General features: G+C 68.8%; 12 protein-coding genes. All 12 read left to right on the forward strand.

Features of this window, described 5'->3' with window-relative positions; genetic code table 11:
* Positions 1-90 precede the first annotated feature (90 nt).
* The 12 genes from V5F75_RS05710 (at position 91) to lpdA (ending at position 14,057) form a co-directional block, all read left to right on the forward strand.
* A complete protein-coding gene (locus V5F75_RS05710) occupies positions 91-399 on the forward strand; it encodes a HesB/IscA family protein (protein ID WP_394033502.1) in 309 nt (102 codons plus the stop codon).
* Positions 400-541: 142 nt separating this feature from the next.
* Positions 542-1,789: a homocitrate synthase gene (nifV, locus tag V5F75_RS05715; RefSeq protein ID WP_394033503.1), complete on the forward strand. Its 1,248-nt coding sequence runs from the start codon at positions 542-544 to the stop codon at positions 1,787-1,789.
* Between the two features lie 2 nt (positions 1,790-1,791).
* Positions 1,792-2,562 (forward strand): serine O-acetyltransferase, encoded by a 771-nt coding sequence (gene cysE / locus V5F75_RS05720; RefSeq protein ID WP_394033504.1) that lies wholly within the window; start codon positions 1,792-1,794, stop codon positions 2,560-2,562.
* 45 nt (positions 2,563-2,607) lie between these two features.
* The gene (gene nifW, locus V5F75_RS05725; protein WP_394033505.1) at positions 2,608-2,949 is read left to right on the forward strand and encodes a nitrogenase stabilizing/protective protein NifW; all 342 of its coding nucleotides are present in this window, start codon (positions 2,608-2,610) and stop codon (positions 2,947-2,949) included.
* Between the two features lie 265 nt (positions 2,950-3,214).
* Entirely contained in the window at positions 3,215-3,457 is a 243-nt protein-coding gene (locus V5F75_RS05730) for a DUF1003 domain-containing protein (RefSeq protein WP_394033653.1), read from the forward strand.
* 218 nt (positions 3,458-3,675) lie between these two features.
* The gene (gene mdh, locus V5F75_RS05735) at positions 3,676-4,641 is read left to right on the forward strand and encodes a malate dehydrogenase (RefSeq protein WP_394033506.1); all 966 of its coding nucleotides are present in this window, start codon (positions 3,676-3,678) and stop codon (positions 4,639-4,641) included.
* A gap of 253 nt (positions 4,642-4,894) precedes the next feature.
* Positions 4,895-6,097, forward strand: coding sequence for an ADP-forming succinate--CoA ligase subunit beta (sucC, locus tag V5F75_RS05740; RefSeq protein WP_394033507.1), 1,203 nt, complete (start codon positions 4,895-4,897; stop codon positions 6,095-6,097).
* Positions 6,097-6,981: a succinate--CoA ligase subunit alpha gene (gene sucD / locus V5F75_RS05745; protein WP_394033508.1), complete on the forward strand. Its 885-nt coding sequence runs from the start codon at positions 6,097-6,099 to the stop codon at positions 6,979-6,981. The genes sucC and sucD overlap by 1 nt, the downstream gene beginning before the upstream one ends.
* A gap of 498 nt (positions 6,982-7,479) precedes the next feature.
* Positions 7,480-10,434: a 2-oxoglutarate dehydrogenase E1 component gene (locus tag V5F75_RS05750; protein ID WP_394033509.1), complete on the forward strand. Its 2,955-nt coding sequence runs from the start codon at positions 7,480-7,482 to the stop codon at positions 10,432-10,434.
* Between the two features lie 250 nt (positions 10,435-10,684).
* A complete protein-coding gene (odhB, locus tag V5F75_RS05755) occupies positions 10,685-11,893 on the forward strand; it encodes a 2-oxoglutarate dehydrogenase complex dihydrolipoyllysine-residue succinyltransferase (protein ID WP_394033510.1) in 1,209 nt (402 codons plus the stop codon).
* Positions 11,894-11,968: 75 nt separating this feature from the next.
* A complete protein-coding gene (locus V5F75_RS05760; protein ID WP_394033511.1) occupies positions 11,969-12,616 on the forward strand; it encodes a LysE family translocator in 648 nt (215 codons plus the stop codon).
* Between the two features lie 37 nt (positions 12,617-12,653).
* Positions 12,654-14,057, forward strand: a complete 1,404-nt coding sequence (lpdA, locus tag V5F75_RS05765) for a dihydrolipoyl dehydrogenase (protein WP_394033512.1) — start codon at positions 12,654-12,656, stop codon at positions 14,055-14,057.
* Positions 14,058-14,108: the final 51 nt, after the last annotated feature.

Here is a 14,108-nt window from a genome sequence, read left to right on the forward strand (position 1 = left end):
CTTTTCCTGTCCTGAACGATCTGGCGCCGCGCCTCGCGGCCCCGATTCCCAACCGCGCCGCACCGGCGCCCAGGCAGGCGGACCCGAAGGATGATCTCTCTTTCGACCAGCGCGGTGGAGGTGGTGAAGGCCGCCATGTCGCGCGCCGCCCGCGATGCCGAGGGGCTGCGCCTGGTGGCGGGCGCCGGCGCGCGAGACGCGCTCCAGGTGATGATGCACCTCGACGTGGCGCGCGCCGACGACATGGTGATCGAGCAGGGCGGGCTGAAGCTCTTCCTCGGCCATCGCTCCCGGCCTTTCGCCGAGGGCCTGCACATCGATTTCGTGACGCCGCGCGGCGAGGTTCGCGGGGCGTTCGTGGTGGCGGCGGACGCGTCCCGGCGCGGCCGCCTGGGATGAGCGCGGTCATGCCCTTCGCTTGTTCCAAGCTGATCCGGGATGCCGCGCGGCCGCAACCGCTTTTCCGTCTGACGCTGTCCGTACCGACGCATCGTCGCCGGTGCTTTTCAACGCCACTCGCCTGGTAGATTGGAAGGGACCCATGCTCGCGAAGTCACCATCGGCCGTTTCGGGCCGCTCGGGCCGCACCGCGCCGGAAGGTTCGTCAGCCGCTTCGCGCGGGAAGCCGGCGCGCACCGTCTTTCTCAACGACACGACCCTGCGCGACGGCGAGCAGGCGCCGGGCGTCGCCTTCACCCGGCGGGAGAAGATCGAGATCGCCGAGGCGCTCGCCGCCGCCGGCGTGCCCGAGATCGAGGCCGGCACCCCCGCCATGGGCGACGAGGAGATCGAGACCCTGCGCTCCATCGCCTCGCTCAAGCTCCCCATGCGGGTGGTGGCCTGGTGCCGGATGAGCGAGCAGGACCTGTTCGCGGCGGTGGCGGCCGGGGTCACGGCGGTGAACCTCTCCATTCCCACCTCCGACCGGCAGCTCCAGGGCAAGCTCGGCCGCGACCGCGCCTGGGCCTTGGAGGCGCTGCGCCACGTGGTGGGCCTCGCGCGCAAGATCGGCTTCACCGTGGCCGTGGGCTGCGAGGATGCCTCCCGCGCCGACCCCGAGTTCCTGTGCCAGGTGGCGGAGGCGGCGCGCGACGTGGGCGCCTTCCGCCTGCGGCTGGCCGACACGCTGGGCGTGCTCGATCCCTTCTCGTCCTATGCCCTGGTGCGGCGGGTGGCGAGCGCCACCGATCTCGAGATCGAGTTCCACGCCCATGACGACCTGGGCCTCGCCACCGCCAACACCCTGGCGGCGGTGACCGGCGGGGCTCGCCATGTCTCGGTGACGGTGACGGGCCTCGGCGAGCGCGCCGGCAACGCGCCGCTGGAGGAGGTCGCCATCGCCCTCAGCCAGACCGCGCGCGAGGTGACGGGCGTCGACCCGCGCGCCCTCCGGCCGCTGGCGCAGCGGGTGATGATGGCGGCGGGCCGGCCCATGCCGCGCACCAAGGCCATCGTGGGGGACGATGTCTTCACCCACGAATCCGGCATCCATGTCTCCGGCCTGCTGAAGGACCGCGCCACCTACGAGGCGCTCAACCCGGATCTGCTGGGCCGGCGCCACACCCTGGTGCTGGGCAAGCACTCGGGCCTCTCGGCCGTCGTCCACGCCCTCGCCGAGCAGGGGCTCGACGTGGACGAGGCGCGCGGTCGCGCCATCCTGGAACGGGTGCGGGAATACGCGACCCGCACCAAGGAGAACGTGCCGCCGGAGGTGCTGCGCCGCTTCCATGAGGAGAGCTTCACCGAAGAGGCGCTGCGCCGCCGCCACCTCGCCGTGATGGGAGCCTGAGCATGATCATGGGACGCGCGAAGGACGCCGCGACCGATGCCGCCCCGCCGGCCGAGGGGGCCGCGCCCGTGGTCCGGCAGTCCGTCTGGGCGCTGATCCGCGAGGATATCGACTGCGTGAAGTCGCGCGATCCGGCGGCGCGCAACACGCTGGAGGTGGTGCTCACCTATCCGGGCGTCCATGCCGTCATCTGGCACCGGCTCGCCAGCCGGCTGTGGCTGCGCGGGGTGAAGTTCCCGGCCCGCTTCCTGTCCTGGCTCGGCCGCTTCCTCACCAATGTGGACATCCATCCGGGCGCGACCATCGGCCACCGCTTCTTCATCGATCACGGCGCGGGCGTGGTGATCGGCGAGACGGCGGAGGTGGGCGACGACGTCACGCTCTATCACGGCGTCACCCTGGGCGGCACTTCCTGGACCGCTGGCAAGCGCCACCCCACTCTGCGCGACGGCGTGCTGGTGGGGGCGGGCGCCAAGATCCTCGGCCCCATCATGGTGGGCGCGGGCTGCCGCATCGGTGCCAATTCGGTCGTGATCGAGGACGTGCCGCCGTCCATGACCGTGGTGGGCATTCCCGGCCGGGTGGTGAAGCCGGTGTCCGACCGCCGCCGGGTCGGCGACGGGCGGATCGACCTGGAGCATCACCTGATGCCCGATCCGGTGGGCGAGGCCATCATCTCGCTGCTGGACCGCATCGAGTTCCTGGAGGCGCGGCTCGCCCATCTCCAGGGCGAGATCCAGCGCAGCCGCACCGCCGCCGACGAAGCGGCCTGAGACGGCGGGTCTTTCTGCGCGCGACAATGAAGAATGGAGGTTCGCATGTCGGTTCTCGATACGCTGAAGTCGCTGTCCAGCGCCGAGGAGTTCTTCACGACCCTCAAGGTGGACTACCAGCCGGAGGTTCTGCAGGTGGTGCGCCTGCACATCCTGCGGCGGATGGGGCAGTACCTCGTCTCGGCCGACCTCGACGGCAAGAGCGACGAGGAGATCTTCTCCGCCGCCCAGTCCATGCTGGAGCAGGCCTACCGGGACTTCATCAAGTCCAACCCCATGGCGGAGCGCGTCTTCAAGGTGCTCAAGGAGCATGATCCGAGCCGCCCCGCCGCCACCGGCCCCAAGCCCGCGTTCGTGCCCCTCACCACGCTGACCACCGGCAGCTAGCAGGAGGCCGACGCTGCCGCCGCGGTGCCTCGGCACCACGGCCGGTTACCCTCCCTCCGCATGCGTGGTGTTTGAACAGGCATTGCGAAGGTTCCCCATTTTTGATCGCGCGGATTGCTCGGCGCGCGCGGGGGGAGGGTGACACTTTTCGATCCGGCATCTTCATTCCGCCGCGACGGCCCGCAGAGGGCGGTCGCGGCGGCTGCGTTTCCGGCCGCAATCGGGGCTTCTCCGTTTTTTCCGCGGGGAGGGGCTGGCGGCGTGGATCGTCTTTTCCCCGGTGCTCCCCTGCCTTGCTGCGGTCCAGGCGCCGGTCGTCATGATGGGCCGGAAGCGGATGGAGGTGCGTGACCGCATGCGCGCGGAAAACGACTTCAAGGTGAATCTGAAGGCAGGGCTGAAGGCCCACCACTTGCCGCGAGACGCCGGACCACCTGCCGGGCCGGCAGCGGGAGCGCCTGGCGCGGGTCCGGAAAAGCCGGCTCGATCTGCCGGAGGCCATGAATGATCGGCGCAGGTAGCCGGTGCCGCAACGGGCATCTGCGCGCGAAGGTTGAGCGCGGCGATGCCCCCGCAAGGCGCGCCGCGTCGCACAAGAAGCGGTCAATGAGTGTCATATCCCACTATTTGTGCAAGGCCGGCGGCTTGAACGCCTTGTGTAATGGGAGTAGTCAAGCGCCGCTCGGCTCCTGCTCGACGTGGCAGGCTCATTTCCGGGGAACAGGCATGGCCCGCAACAAGATCGCCCTCATCGGGGCCGGCCAGATCGGCGGAACGCTCGCCCTTCTGGCCGGGCTGAAGGATTTGGGCGACGTGGTCCTGTTCGACGTGGTGGAAGGCGTGCCCCAGGGCAAGGCTCTGGATCTGGCCGAGCTTGCCCCGGTCGCGGGCTTCGACGCCGCCTTCGCCGGCACCAACACCTATGATGCCATCGCCGGCGCCGACGTGGTGATCGTCACCGCCGGCGTGCCGCGCAAGCCCGGCATGAGTCGCGACGACCTGCTGGCCATCAACCTCAAGGTGATGGAGCAGGTGGGGGCTGGTATACGTAAGTACGCGCCGGAAGCCTTCGTGATCTGCATCACCAATCCGCTGGACGCCATGGTGTGGGCGCTGCAGCGCACCAGCGGCCTGCCGGCGGCCAAGGTGGTGGGCATGGCGGGCGTGCTCGATTCCGCGCGCCTCAGATACTTCCTGGCCGATGAATTTGGTGTGTCGGTGGAGGATGTCACCGCCTTCGTGCTGGGCGGCCACGGCGACACCATGGTGCCGCTGGTGCGCTATTCCACGGTCGGCGGCATTCCGGTGCCGGACCTCATCCGCATGGGCTGGACCAGCGCCGAGCGCATCGCCGCTATCGTCGAGCGCACCCGCAACGGCGGGGCGGAGATCGTCAATCTCCTGAAGAGCGGCTCGGCCTTCTATGCGCCCGCGGCTTCCGCCATCGCCATGGCGGAGAGCTACCTGCGGGACAAGAAGCGCCTGCTGCCGGCCGCCGCGCGTCTCGACGGCGCCTACGGGCTCAAAGATATCTACGTGGGCGTGCCGGTCGTCATCGGCGCGCGGGGAGTGGAGCGTATCGTGGAGGTCGAGCTCGACCATCAGGAGCGCGCCATGTTCGAAAAATCGGTCGCATCGGTCGAGGGACTGGTGGAGGCCTGTCTGAAGATCGCACCCGATCTCGGGAAGTGATCTCGGTCAACGGCGGCCCTCCCACGGGAGTGCCGTCATCGTGCCGGTCATCACGCCGGCGAGGTGAAGGAGACGAATGTTCCCCTCCTCGGGGTGCGGGTTTCCCTCCGGGCCGTTCGGCCGGGGCGGGTACCGGGCCCCAGCACTGCACCAGCACTGCAATGGAGGCGGCGGCGGCGCGTCCTCGCAACGAGGCGGCCGGGGTCGGTTCAGGGGGGAAGGGGCACTTCGCAACCCTTTAGGGGACGAAGACATGAATATTCACGAGTACCAAGCCAAGGCGCTGCTGAAGACGTTCGGCGCGCCGGTCTCGCGCGGCGTGCCCGTGCTCAAGGTGGAAGACGCCGAGGCCGCGGCCAGGGAGCTGGGCGGCCCGCTCTGGGTCGTGAAGTCCCAGATCCACGCCGGCGGGCGCGGCAAGGGCAAGTTCAAGGAGGCGGCCGCCGGTGAGAAGGGCGGCGTGCGCCTCGCCAAGTCCATCGATGAGGTGAAGCAGTTTGCCGGCGAGATGCTGGGCAACACGCTCGTCACCGTGCAGACCGGCCCGGCCGGCAAGCAGGTGAACCGCCTCTACATCGAGGACGGCTCCGATATCGAGAAGGAATTCTACCTGTCGCTGCTCGTGGACCGCGCGACCTCCCGCGTCGCCTTCGTGGTCTCCACCGAGGGCGGCATGGACATCGAGGACGTGGCCCACAACTCCCCTGAGAAGATCGTGACCTTCTCCGTGGACCCGGCCACCGGCGCCCAGCCCTTCCACGGCCGCAAGGTGGCCGAGGCCCTGGGCCTTTCCGGCGACCTCGCCAAGCAGGCCGGCAAGCTCGTGAACGTGCTCTACGCCGCGTTCACCGAGAGCGACATGGCCATGCTCGAGATCAACCCGCTGATCGTCACCAAGGACGGCCAGCTGCGCGTGCTCGACGCCAAGGTCTCGTTCGACTCCAACGCCCTGTTCCGTCATCCCGAGCTCGTCGAGCTGCGCGACCTGACGGAAGAAGACGCGAAGGAGATCGAGGCGTCCAAGTACGATCTCGCCTATATCGCCCTCGACGGCACCATCGGCTGCATGGTCAACGGCGCCGGCCTCGCCATGGCGACCCTCGACATCATCCAGCTCTACGGCGAGAGCCCGGCCAACTTCCTCGACGTGGGCGGCGGCGCCAACGAGGAGAAGGTGACCGCGGCCTTCAAGATCATCACCGCCGATCCGAACGTGAAGGGCATTCTCGTCAACATCTTCGGCGGCATCATGAAGTGCGACGTCATCGCCAACGGTGTGCTGGCGGCGGTGAAGGCGGTGGGCCTCAAGGTTCCGCTGGTGGTGCGCCTCGAAGGCACCAATGTGGAAGAGGGCAAGAAGATCATCCGCGAAAGCGGCCTCAACGTGATCCCTGCCGACGACCTGGACGACGCCGCGCAGAAGATCGTGGCCGCTGTGAAGAAGGATGCCGCGTGATGTCCGTGCTGATCGACGCCAACACCAAGGTCATCACCCAGGGCTTCACCGGCAAGAACGGCACGTTCCACGCGGAACAGGCCATCATGTACGGCACCAAGATGGTCGGCGGCACCAGCCCCGGCAAGGGCGGCTCCACCCACCTCGGCCTGCCGGTGTTCGACACCGTGATCGAGGCCAGGGAGAAGACCGGCGCCGACGCGTCCGTCATCTACGTGCCCCCGCCCGGCGCCGCTGACGCGATCCTCGAGGCCATCGACGCCGAGATCCCCCTCATCGTCTGCATCACCGAGGGCATCCCGGTGCTGGACATGGTGAAGGTGAAGCGGGCGCTCTCCGGCTCCAAGTCGCGCCTCATCGGGCCCAACTGCCCGGGCATCGTGACCGCCGGCGAATCGAAGATCGGCATCATGCCGGCCAACATCTTCAAGCGGGGCTCGGTGGGCGTGGTCTCGCGCTCCGGCACCCTGACCTATGAAGCCGTGTTCCAGACCACCCAGGAAGGCCTCGGCCAGACCTCGGCGGTGGGCATCGGCGGCGACCCGGTGAAGGGCACCGAGTTCATCGACGTGCTGGAGATGTTCCTCGCCGATCCCAAGACCGAGTCGATCATCATGATCGGCGAGATCGGCGGCTCCGCCGAGGAAGAGGCCGCCCAGTTCATCGCCGACGAGGCGAAGAAGGGCCGCAAGAAGCCGATGGTGGGCTTCATCGCCGGCCGCACGGCTCCTCCCGGCCGTCGCATGGGCCATGCGGGCGCCATCATCTCCGGCGGCAAGGGCGGCGCCGAGGACAAGATCGCGGCCATGGAAGCGGCGGGCATCAAGGTGTCCCCCTCTCCGGCCCGCCTCGGCAAGACCCTGGTGGACGTGCTGAAGGGCTGAGGCCCGGCGCCCCTCGCGGGGCGCGCTCCTCCGGATGGCGGCCGTGGCCGCCGCCGGGGGCATGGTTTTCCCGGAGGCGGCACGGCTGCCTCCGGGCATTCCCGGCCTGCTTCGGCAGCCGGGGGCGCGTGGTGCCGGCGGGAGGTCAACGCCCATGGGGGTGGCCGCGGGCGCGCGAAGGCGCCGATGACAAATAAGGGGCGCGGGAGGAAGCGCCGGCTCTGAATTTCGCCGTGTTTTCCGGCGACGGGCGGAGCGGCTGCTGAACAATCATGCGGATGACGCGCGTCAGGTCGGCTTTTGCCTTGGGCCTGGCGGGACTATGTAAAGCGGAAGAGCACCCCTTGCCGTGGCTGCCACGAGCCGGGCAGGAGTGGAAAAGGCGGTCCGGTTTCGGCCGGAGCGTCATGTTGTGGCAGATTTTTCAGGTCCGGGCCTTGTTTCCCGTGCGGAAGGCGCACAGGACGGCGAGGCCTGAGGCCATCCGGGAAGACACCCATGTCGCGCGCGGAACAGAACGATATTTTCCTGAACACCTCCTTCCTCGACGGCGCCAACGCCGCCTGGATCGAGGATCTCTACGCCCGCTACGAGCAGGACCCGAGCTCGGTCGACGCCGAGTGGCAGAGCTTCTTCGCCGGGCTGAAGGATGATCCCGCCCAGGTGCTCGCCAATGCCCGCGGCGCCTCGTGGAAGCGCCCCAACTGGCCGCTGCACGCCAATGGCGAGCTGGTCTCGGCCATGGATGGCCAGTGGGTCGAGGTGGAGAAGCACGTCGGCGACAAGGTGAAGGCCAAGGCGCAGAAGGCGGGCGTGGAGCTCAGCGCGCAGGATGTGCAGCAGGCCACGCGCGACAGCGTGAAGGCGCTGATGATGATCCGCGCCTACCGCATGCGCGGCCACCTGCACGCCAACCTCGACCCGCTCGGCCTCACCCCGCCGCGTGAGGCGCTGGAGCTGGACCCGGTCTCCTACGGCTTCTATGAGGCCGACCTCGACCGCAAGATCTTCATCGACCACGTCCTCGGCCTCGAGTTCGCGACCGTGCGCGAGATGCTCGCCATCCTGCGCCGCACCTACTGCTCGGACATCGGCGTGGAATTCATGCACATCTCCTCGCCCGAGGAGAAGGCCTGGATCCAGGAGCGCATCGAGGGGCCGGACAAGGAGGTCACCTTCACCCGCGAGGGCAAGCGCGCCATCCTCAACAAGCTGGTGGAGGCCGAGGGCTTCGAGAAGTTCCTCGACGTCAAGTACACCGGCACCAAGCGCTTCGGCCTCGACGGCGGCGAGAGCCTGATCCCCGCCCTGGAGCAGATCATCAAGCGCGGCGGCAACCTGGGCCTCAAGGAAATCGTGTTCGGCATGGCCCACCGTGGCCGCCTGAACAGCCTGACCCAGGTGATGGGCAAGCCCCATCGCGCGCTGTTCCACGAGTTCAAGGGCGGCTCCTGGGCCCCCGACGACGTCGAAGGCTCGGGCGACGTGAAGTACCACCTGGGTGCGTCTTCCGACCGGGAGTTCGACGGCAACAAGGTGCATCTGTCGCTGACCGCCAACCCCTCGCACCTGGAGATCGTCGATCCCGTGGTGCTCGGCAAGGCGCGCGCCAAGCAGGACCAGTTCGGTGATGTCGAGCGCACCATGGTGCTGCCGCTGCTGATCCACGGCGACGCGGCGTTCGCCGGCCAGGGCGTCGTGGCCGAGTGCCTGGGCCTCTCGGGCCTGAAGGGCCACCGCACCGGCGGCTCGCTGCACTTCATCATCAACAACCAGATCGGCTTCACCACCAATCCGCGCTACTCGCGCTCCTCGCCCTATCCGTCCGACGTGGCGAAGATGATCGAGGCGCCGATCCTGCACTGCAACGGCGACGATCCGGAATCCGTGGTGTTCTGCGCCAAGGTGGCCATCGAGTTCCGCCAGCGCTTCCACAAGCCTGTCGTCATCGACATGTTCTGCTACCGGCGCTTCGGCCACAACGAGGGCGACGAGCCGGCGTTCACCCAGCCGAAGATGTACAAGGTGATCCGCCAGCACCCGACCGTGCTGGAGCTCTACACCAAGAAGCTGGAAGCCGAGGGCGTGGTCACCGCCGGCGAGGTGGACACCATGCGCGCCACCTGGCGCGAGCGCCTGGAGGCCGAGTACGAGGCCGGCCAGGCCTACAAGCCCAACAAGGCCGACTGGCTCGACGGCCGCTGGGCCGGCCTCAAGGCTGCCCAGGACAATGACGATCCGCGCCGCGGCGTCACCGGGGTCGCCGAGGACAAGCTCAAGGCCATCGGCGAGAAGATCACCCAGGTTCCGGAGGGCTTCAAGGTCCACCGCACCATCCAGCGCTTCCTCGACAACCGCCGCAAGGCGATCGAGGACGGCGTCGGCATCGACTGGGCGACCGGCGAGGCGCTGGCCTTCTGCTCGCTGCTGGAGGAGGGCCATCCCATCCGCTTCTCCGGCCAGGACGTGGAGCGCGGCACCTTCTCCCAGCGCCATTCGGTGCTGCTCGACCAGGAGACCGAGGCCCGCTACAAGCCCTTCAACCACCTCTCCGACACCCAGGCCAAGTACGAGGTCATCAACTCGATGCTCTCGGAGGAGGCGGTGCTCGGCTTCGAGTATGGCTACACGCTGTCGGAGCCCAACACGCTGGTGCTGTGGGAGGCCCAGTTCGGCGATTTCGCCAATGGCGCCCAGGTGGTGTTCGACCAGTTCATCTCCTCGGGCGAGCGCAAGTGGCTGCGCATGAGCGGCCTCGTGTGCCTGCTGCCGCATGGCTATGAGGGCCAGGGCCCGGAGCATTCCTCCGCTCGCCTGGAGCGCTACCTCCAGCTCTGCGCCGAGGACAACATGCAGGTGGCGAACGTCACCACCCCGGCCAACTACTTCCACATCCTGCGCCGGCAGCTGAACCGCGAGTTCCGCAAGCCGCTCATCCTGATGACGCCCAAGTCGCTGCTGCGTCACAAGAAGGCGGTGTCGCGCCTGGACGACATGGTGGCCGGCAGCACCTTCCACCGCGTGCTTTGGGACGATGCCCAGTCGCATCCGGACGTCGCCGGCGTCACGCTGGTGCCGGACGAGAAGATCCGCCGGGTCGTCCTCTCCGCCGGCAAGGTCTATTACGACCTGCTGGAGGAGCGCGAGAAGCGGGGCGTCAACGACGTTTACCTGCTGCGCGTGGAGCAGCTCTATCCGTTCCCGCTGAAGACGCTGGTGCAGGAGCTGTCCCGCTTCAAGAACGCCGAAGTGGTGTGGTGCCAGGAAGAGCCGAAGAACCAGGGTTCCTGGTCCTTTGTGCAGCCTTACCTGGAATGGGTGCTGGAGCAGGTCGGCGGCGCTTCCAGGCGGCCGCGCTACGCGGGCCGTCCGGCTTCCGCCGCCACCGCCACCGGCCTCATGTCCAAGCACATGGCGCAGCTCAAGGCCTTCCTAGAGGACGCCCTGGGCTGAGGCCGGCCGGTGCCGCGCCCGCCTTCGCGCCCCGAGCCGCCTCGCGCGGCGAAGCGGCGCGCCGGCTGGCGGCGGCATTCCCGGGGCGGTGCCCCCTGCCTTCACGATCAGCCAGCGGGCCGGCGGCCCGACGGCTGATCGATGTTTTCGACGCCAGGCTTCGCGCCCGGCCTTAAGTCTTACACACGAGGTGCCGGGACGCCCCGGCACATGCCGACAGTTGAGGGAGGCCCCTGCGGGGGCAGACACAATGGCGACCGAGATCCGCGTACCCACTCTGGGCGAGTCCGTGACGGAAGCGACCATCGGCAAGTGGTTCAAGAAGCCCGGCGAGGCCGTGAAGGCCGACGAGCCCATCGTGGAGCTGGAGACCGACAAGGTCACCGTCGAGGTGCCCGCTCCGGCGGCCGGCGTGCTCGCCGAGATCATCGCCAAGGACGGTGACACCGTCGGCGTCGGCGCCCTGCTCGGCTCCATCGCCGAAGGCGCCGGCGCTCCGGCTGCCGCGCCCGCCGCTGCTGCTCCGGCGCCCGCGCCGGCCGCTGCTCCCGCGCCCGTCGCCGCCGCTCCGGCGGCCGCCGGAGCCAACGGCCCGGCCGTGGCCCGCATCGCCGCCGAGACCGGCGTCAACCCGGCCGCCGTTCCCGGCACCGGCAAGGATGGCCGCGTGACCAAGGGCGACATTCTCGCCGCGGTCGCTTCCGGCGTTCCGGCCGCGCCCGTCTCCGCGCCGCGCGCGCCCTCGGCCCCGGTGGACGCCGCCCGCGAGGAGCGGGTGAAGATGACCAAGCTGCGGCAGACCATCGCCCGCCGCCTGAAGGACGCCCAGAACACCGCCGCCATGCTCACCACGTTCAACGACGTGGACATGTCCGGCGTGATGGCCCTGCGCGCCCAGTACAAGGACGCGTTCGAGAAGAAGCACGGCACCAAGCTCGGCTTCATGGGCTTCTTCACCAAGGCGGTGATCGCGGCCCTCAAGGACCTGCCGGCGGTGAACGCCGAGATCGACGGCACCGACCTCGTCTACAAGAACTACTACAACATCGGCATCGCCGTCGGCACCGAGAAGGGCCTCGTGGTTCCGGTGGTGCGCGACGCGGACCTGCTCTCCATCTCCGACATCGAGAAGCAGATCGCCGGCTACGGCCGCAAGGCGCGTGACGGCAAGCTCGGCATCGAGGACATGCAGGGCGGCACCTTCACCATCACCAACGGCGGCATCTACGGCTCGCTGATGTCCACCCCGATCCTGAATGCGCCGCAGTCCGGCATCCTCGGCATGCACCGCATCGAGGAGCGCCCGGTGGTGGTGAAGGGCCAGGTGGTCATTCGCCCGATGATGTACCTCGCCCTCTCCTACGACCACCGCATCGTCGACGGCCGCGAGGCCGTGACCTTCCTGGTGCGCGTGAAGGAGACCCTGGAGGACCCGGCGCGTCTCGTGCTGGACCTCTGATCCGAGCGGGCCTGAGCGGCCCCGCGGGCGCCCCTGCCGGCGCCTGCGGCGGCCGGCGCGGGCCGGGAGCAAGCGATGGGGAGCCACCTTTCCGAATATCTGACCCTGATGGCGGTGTTCGCGCTCGCGGCCATCGTTCCGGGGCCGGATTTCGCCATGGTGGCGCGCCAGAGCGTGGTCCATGGCCGGCGCGCGGGCGTGCTCGCGAGCCTCGGCATCGGCGCGGCGCTTCTGTGCCACGCCGGCTACACGCTGGCGGGGCTGGGCCTTCTGGTGGCGCATTCGCTGCCGGCCTTCATGGTGCTCAAATGGCTGGGCGCGGCCTATCTCGTCTATGTGGGCGTGAAGACCTGGGCGGCCCCGCCGCCCTCCGGTGAGGCGCCCGAGGCCGAAGGTCTCGCGCGGGCCGCCGTGTCCGGCCGCCGCAGCTTCGCCGTCGGCTTCCTCACCAATGCGCTGAACCCCAAGGCGGTGCTGTTCTTCCTTTCCCTGTTCGGCACCGTGGTGAGCGCGGATACGCCGCTCGCCGTCCAGGGCGTCTACGCCCTTTCTCTGGCCGTGTTCGCCGTCGCGTGGTTCACGGCCGTTACCTTCTTCTTTACCGGGCGGGCCGTGCGCGACGGCCTCGCCCGTTTCGGCCGCTGGTTCAACCGGATCACCGGCGCGCTCCTCATCGGCCTCGGCATCCGGATCGCTCTGCAAAGGGCCTCCACGGTGCCCTGAGGCGGGCGCGGCGGCCTCTCACCACGAGGGAATTCTCATGTCCTACGATCTCATCGTCATCGGCACCGGCCCCGGCGGCTACGTGGCGGCCATCCGCGCCGCCCAGCTCGGCCTGAAGGTGGCGGTCTGCGAGAAGCGCGGCACCCATGGCGGCACCTGCCTCAACGTGGGCTGCATCCCCTCCAAGGCGCTGCTCTACGCCTCCGAATTCTTCGAGGAGGCCGGCCACAAGTTCGCCGACATGGGCATCGGCGTCTCGCAGCCCAAGCTCGACCTCAAGGCCATGCTCGCCTTCAAGGAGCGCGGCGTGGACGGCAACGTGAAGGGTGTCGAGTTCCTGCTGAAGAAGAACAAGGTCGACGTCTACATGGGCGCCGCCAAGATCCTCGCACCCGGCAAGGTCGAGGTGAAGCTGAACGCCGACGGCAAGGTCGAGACCCTGGAGACGAAGAACATTCTCGTCGCCACCGGCTCGGATGTCGCGCCGCTGCCGGGCGTGGCCATCGACGAGAAGCGCATCGTCTCCTCCACCGGCGCGCTGTCGCTGGACAAGGTGCCGGGCAAGCTCGTGGTGGTGGGCGCCGGCGTCATCGGCCTGGAGCTAGGCTCCGTGTGGCGGCGCCTCGGCGCCCAGGTCACTGTCGTGGAGTTCCTGGACCGCATCCTGCCCGGCATGGACGGCGAGGTGGCCCGCTCCTTCCAGCGCATCCTGGAAAAGCAGGGCTTCGCGTTCAAGCTCGGCACCAAGGTCACGGGCGTGGATTCCTCGGGCAAGACCCTGAAGATCTCCGTGGAGCCCGCCGCCGGCGGCGCCGCCGAGGTGCTGGAGGCCGACGTGGTGCTGGTGGCCATCGGCCGCATTCCCTACACCGCCGGCCTCGGCCTGGAGGACGTGGGCGTGGCGAAGGACCCGAAGGGCCGCATTGTCACCGACGCGCACTATGCCTCCTCCGTGCCCGGCATCTACGCCATCGGCGACGTGATCGCCGGCCCCATGCTGGCCCACAAGGCCGAGGACGAGGGCGTGGCCTGCGCCGAGATGCTGGCGGGCAAGGCCGGCCACGTGAACTATGACGTCATCCCCGGCGTGGTCTACACCTTCCCGGAGGTCGCTTCCGTCGGCAAGACCGAGGAAGAGCTGAAGGCCGCGGGCATCGCCTACAAGGTGGGCAAGTTCCCCTTCACCGCCAACGGCCGCACCAAGGTGAACAACACCACCGACGGCTTCGTGAAGGTGCTGGCCGATGCCGCCACCGACCGGGTGCTCGGCGCCCACATCATCGGCCCCGAGGCGGGCGAGATGATCCACGAATGCGCGGTGCTGATGGAGTTCGCCGGCTCGTCCGAGGACCTCGCCCGCACCTGCCACGCCCACCCCACCCGCTCCGAGGCGGTGAAGGAGGCGGCGATGGCCGTGGAGAAGCGCGCCATCCACATGTGATGCGAAAGGCCCCGGTTATCCGCCGGGGCCGCGCCGGATTTGGCGGGACCT

The organism is Xanthobacter albus, assembly GCF_043194895.2.
Classification (GTDB): Bacteria; Pseudomonadota; Alphaproteobacteria; order Rhizobiales; family Xanthobacteraceae; genus Xanthobacter.

Bases quoted from the DNA above. Each gene is read 5' to 3' on its own strand.
- V5F75_RS05710 (WP_394033502.1), top strand. From the start codon at position 91: ATGATCTCTCTTTCGACCAGCGCGGTGGAGGTGGTGAAGGCCGCCATG.
- nifV (WP_394033503.1), top strand. From the start codon at position 542: ATGCTCGCGAAGTCACCATCGGCCGTTTCGGGCCGCTCGGGCCGCACC.
- cysE (WP_394033504.1), top strand. From the start codon at position 1,792: ATGATCATGGGACGCGCGAAGGACGCCGCGACCGATGCCGCCCCGCCG.
- nifW (WP_394033505.1), top strand. From the start codon at position 2,608: ATGTCGGTTCTCGATACGCTGAAGTCGCTGTCCAGCGCCGAGGAGTTC.
- mdh (WP_394033506.1), top strand. From the start codon at position 3,676: ATGGCCCGCAACAAGATCGCCCTCATCGGGGCCGGCCAGATCGGCGGA.
- sucC (WP_394033507.1), top strand. From the start codon at position 4,895: ATGAATATTCACGAGTACCAAGCCAAGGCGCTGCTGAAGACGTTCGGC.
- sucD (WP_394033508.1), top strand. From the start codon at position 6,097: ATGTCCGTGCTGATCGACGCCAACACCAAGGTCATCACCCAGGGCTTC.
- V5F75_RS05750 (WP_394033509.1), top strand. From the start codon at position 7,480: ATGTCGCGCGCGGAACAGAACGATATTTTCCTGAACACCTCCTTCCTC.
- odhB (WP_394033510.1), top strand. From the start codon at position 10,685: ATGGCGACCGAGATCCGCGTACCCACTCTGGGCGAGTCCGTGACGGAA.
- V5F75_RS05760 (WP_394033511.1), top strand. From the start codon at position 11,969: ATGGGGAGCCACCTTTCCGAATATCTGACCCTGATGGCGGTGTTCGCG.
- lpdA (WP_394033512.1), top strand. From the start codon at position 12,654: ATGTCCTACGATCTCATCGTCATCGGCACCGGCCCCGGCGGCTACGTG.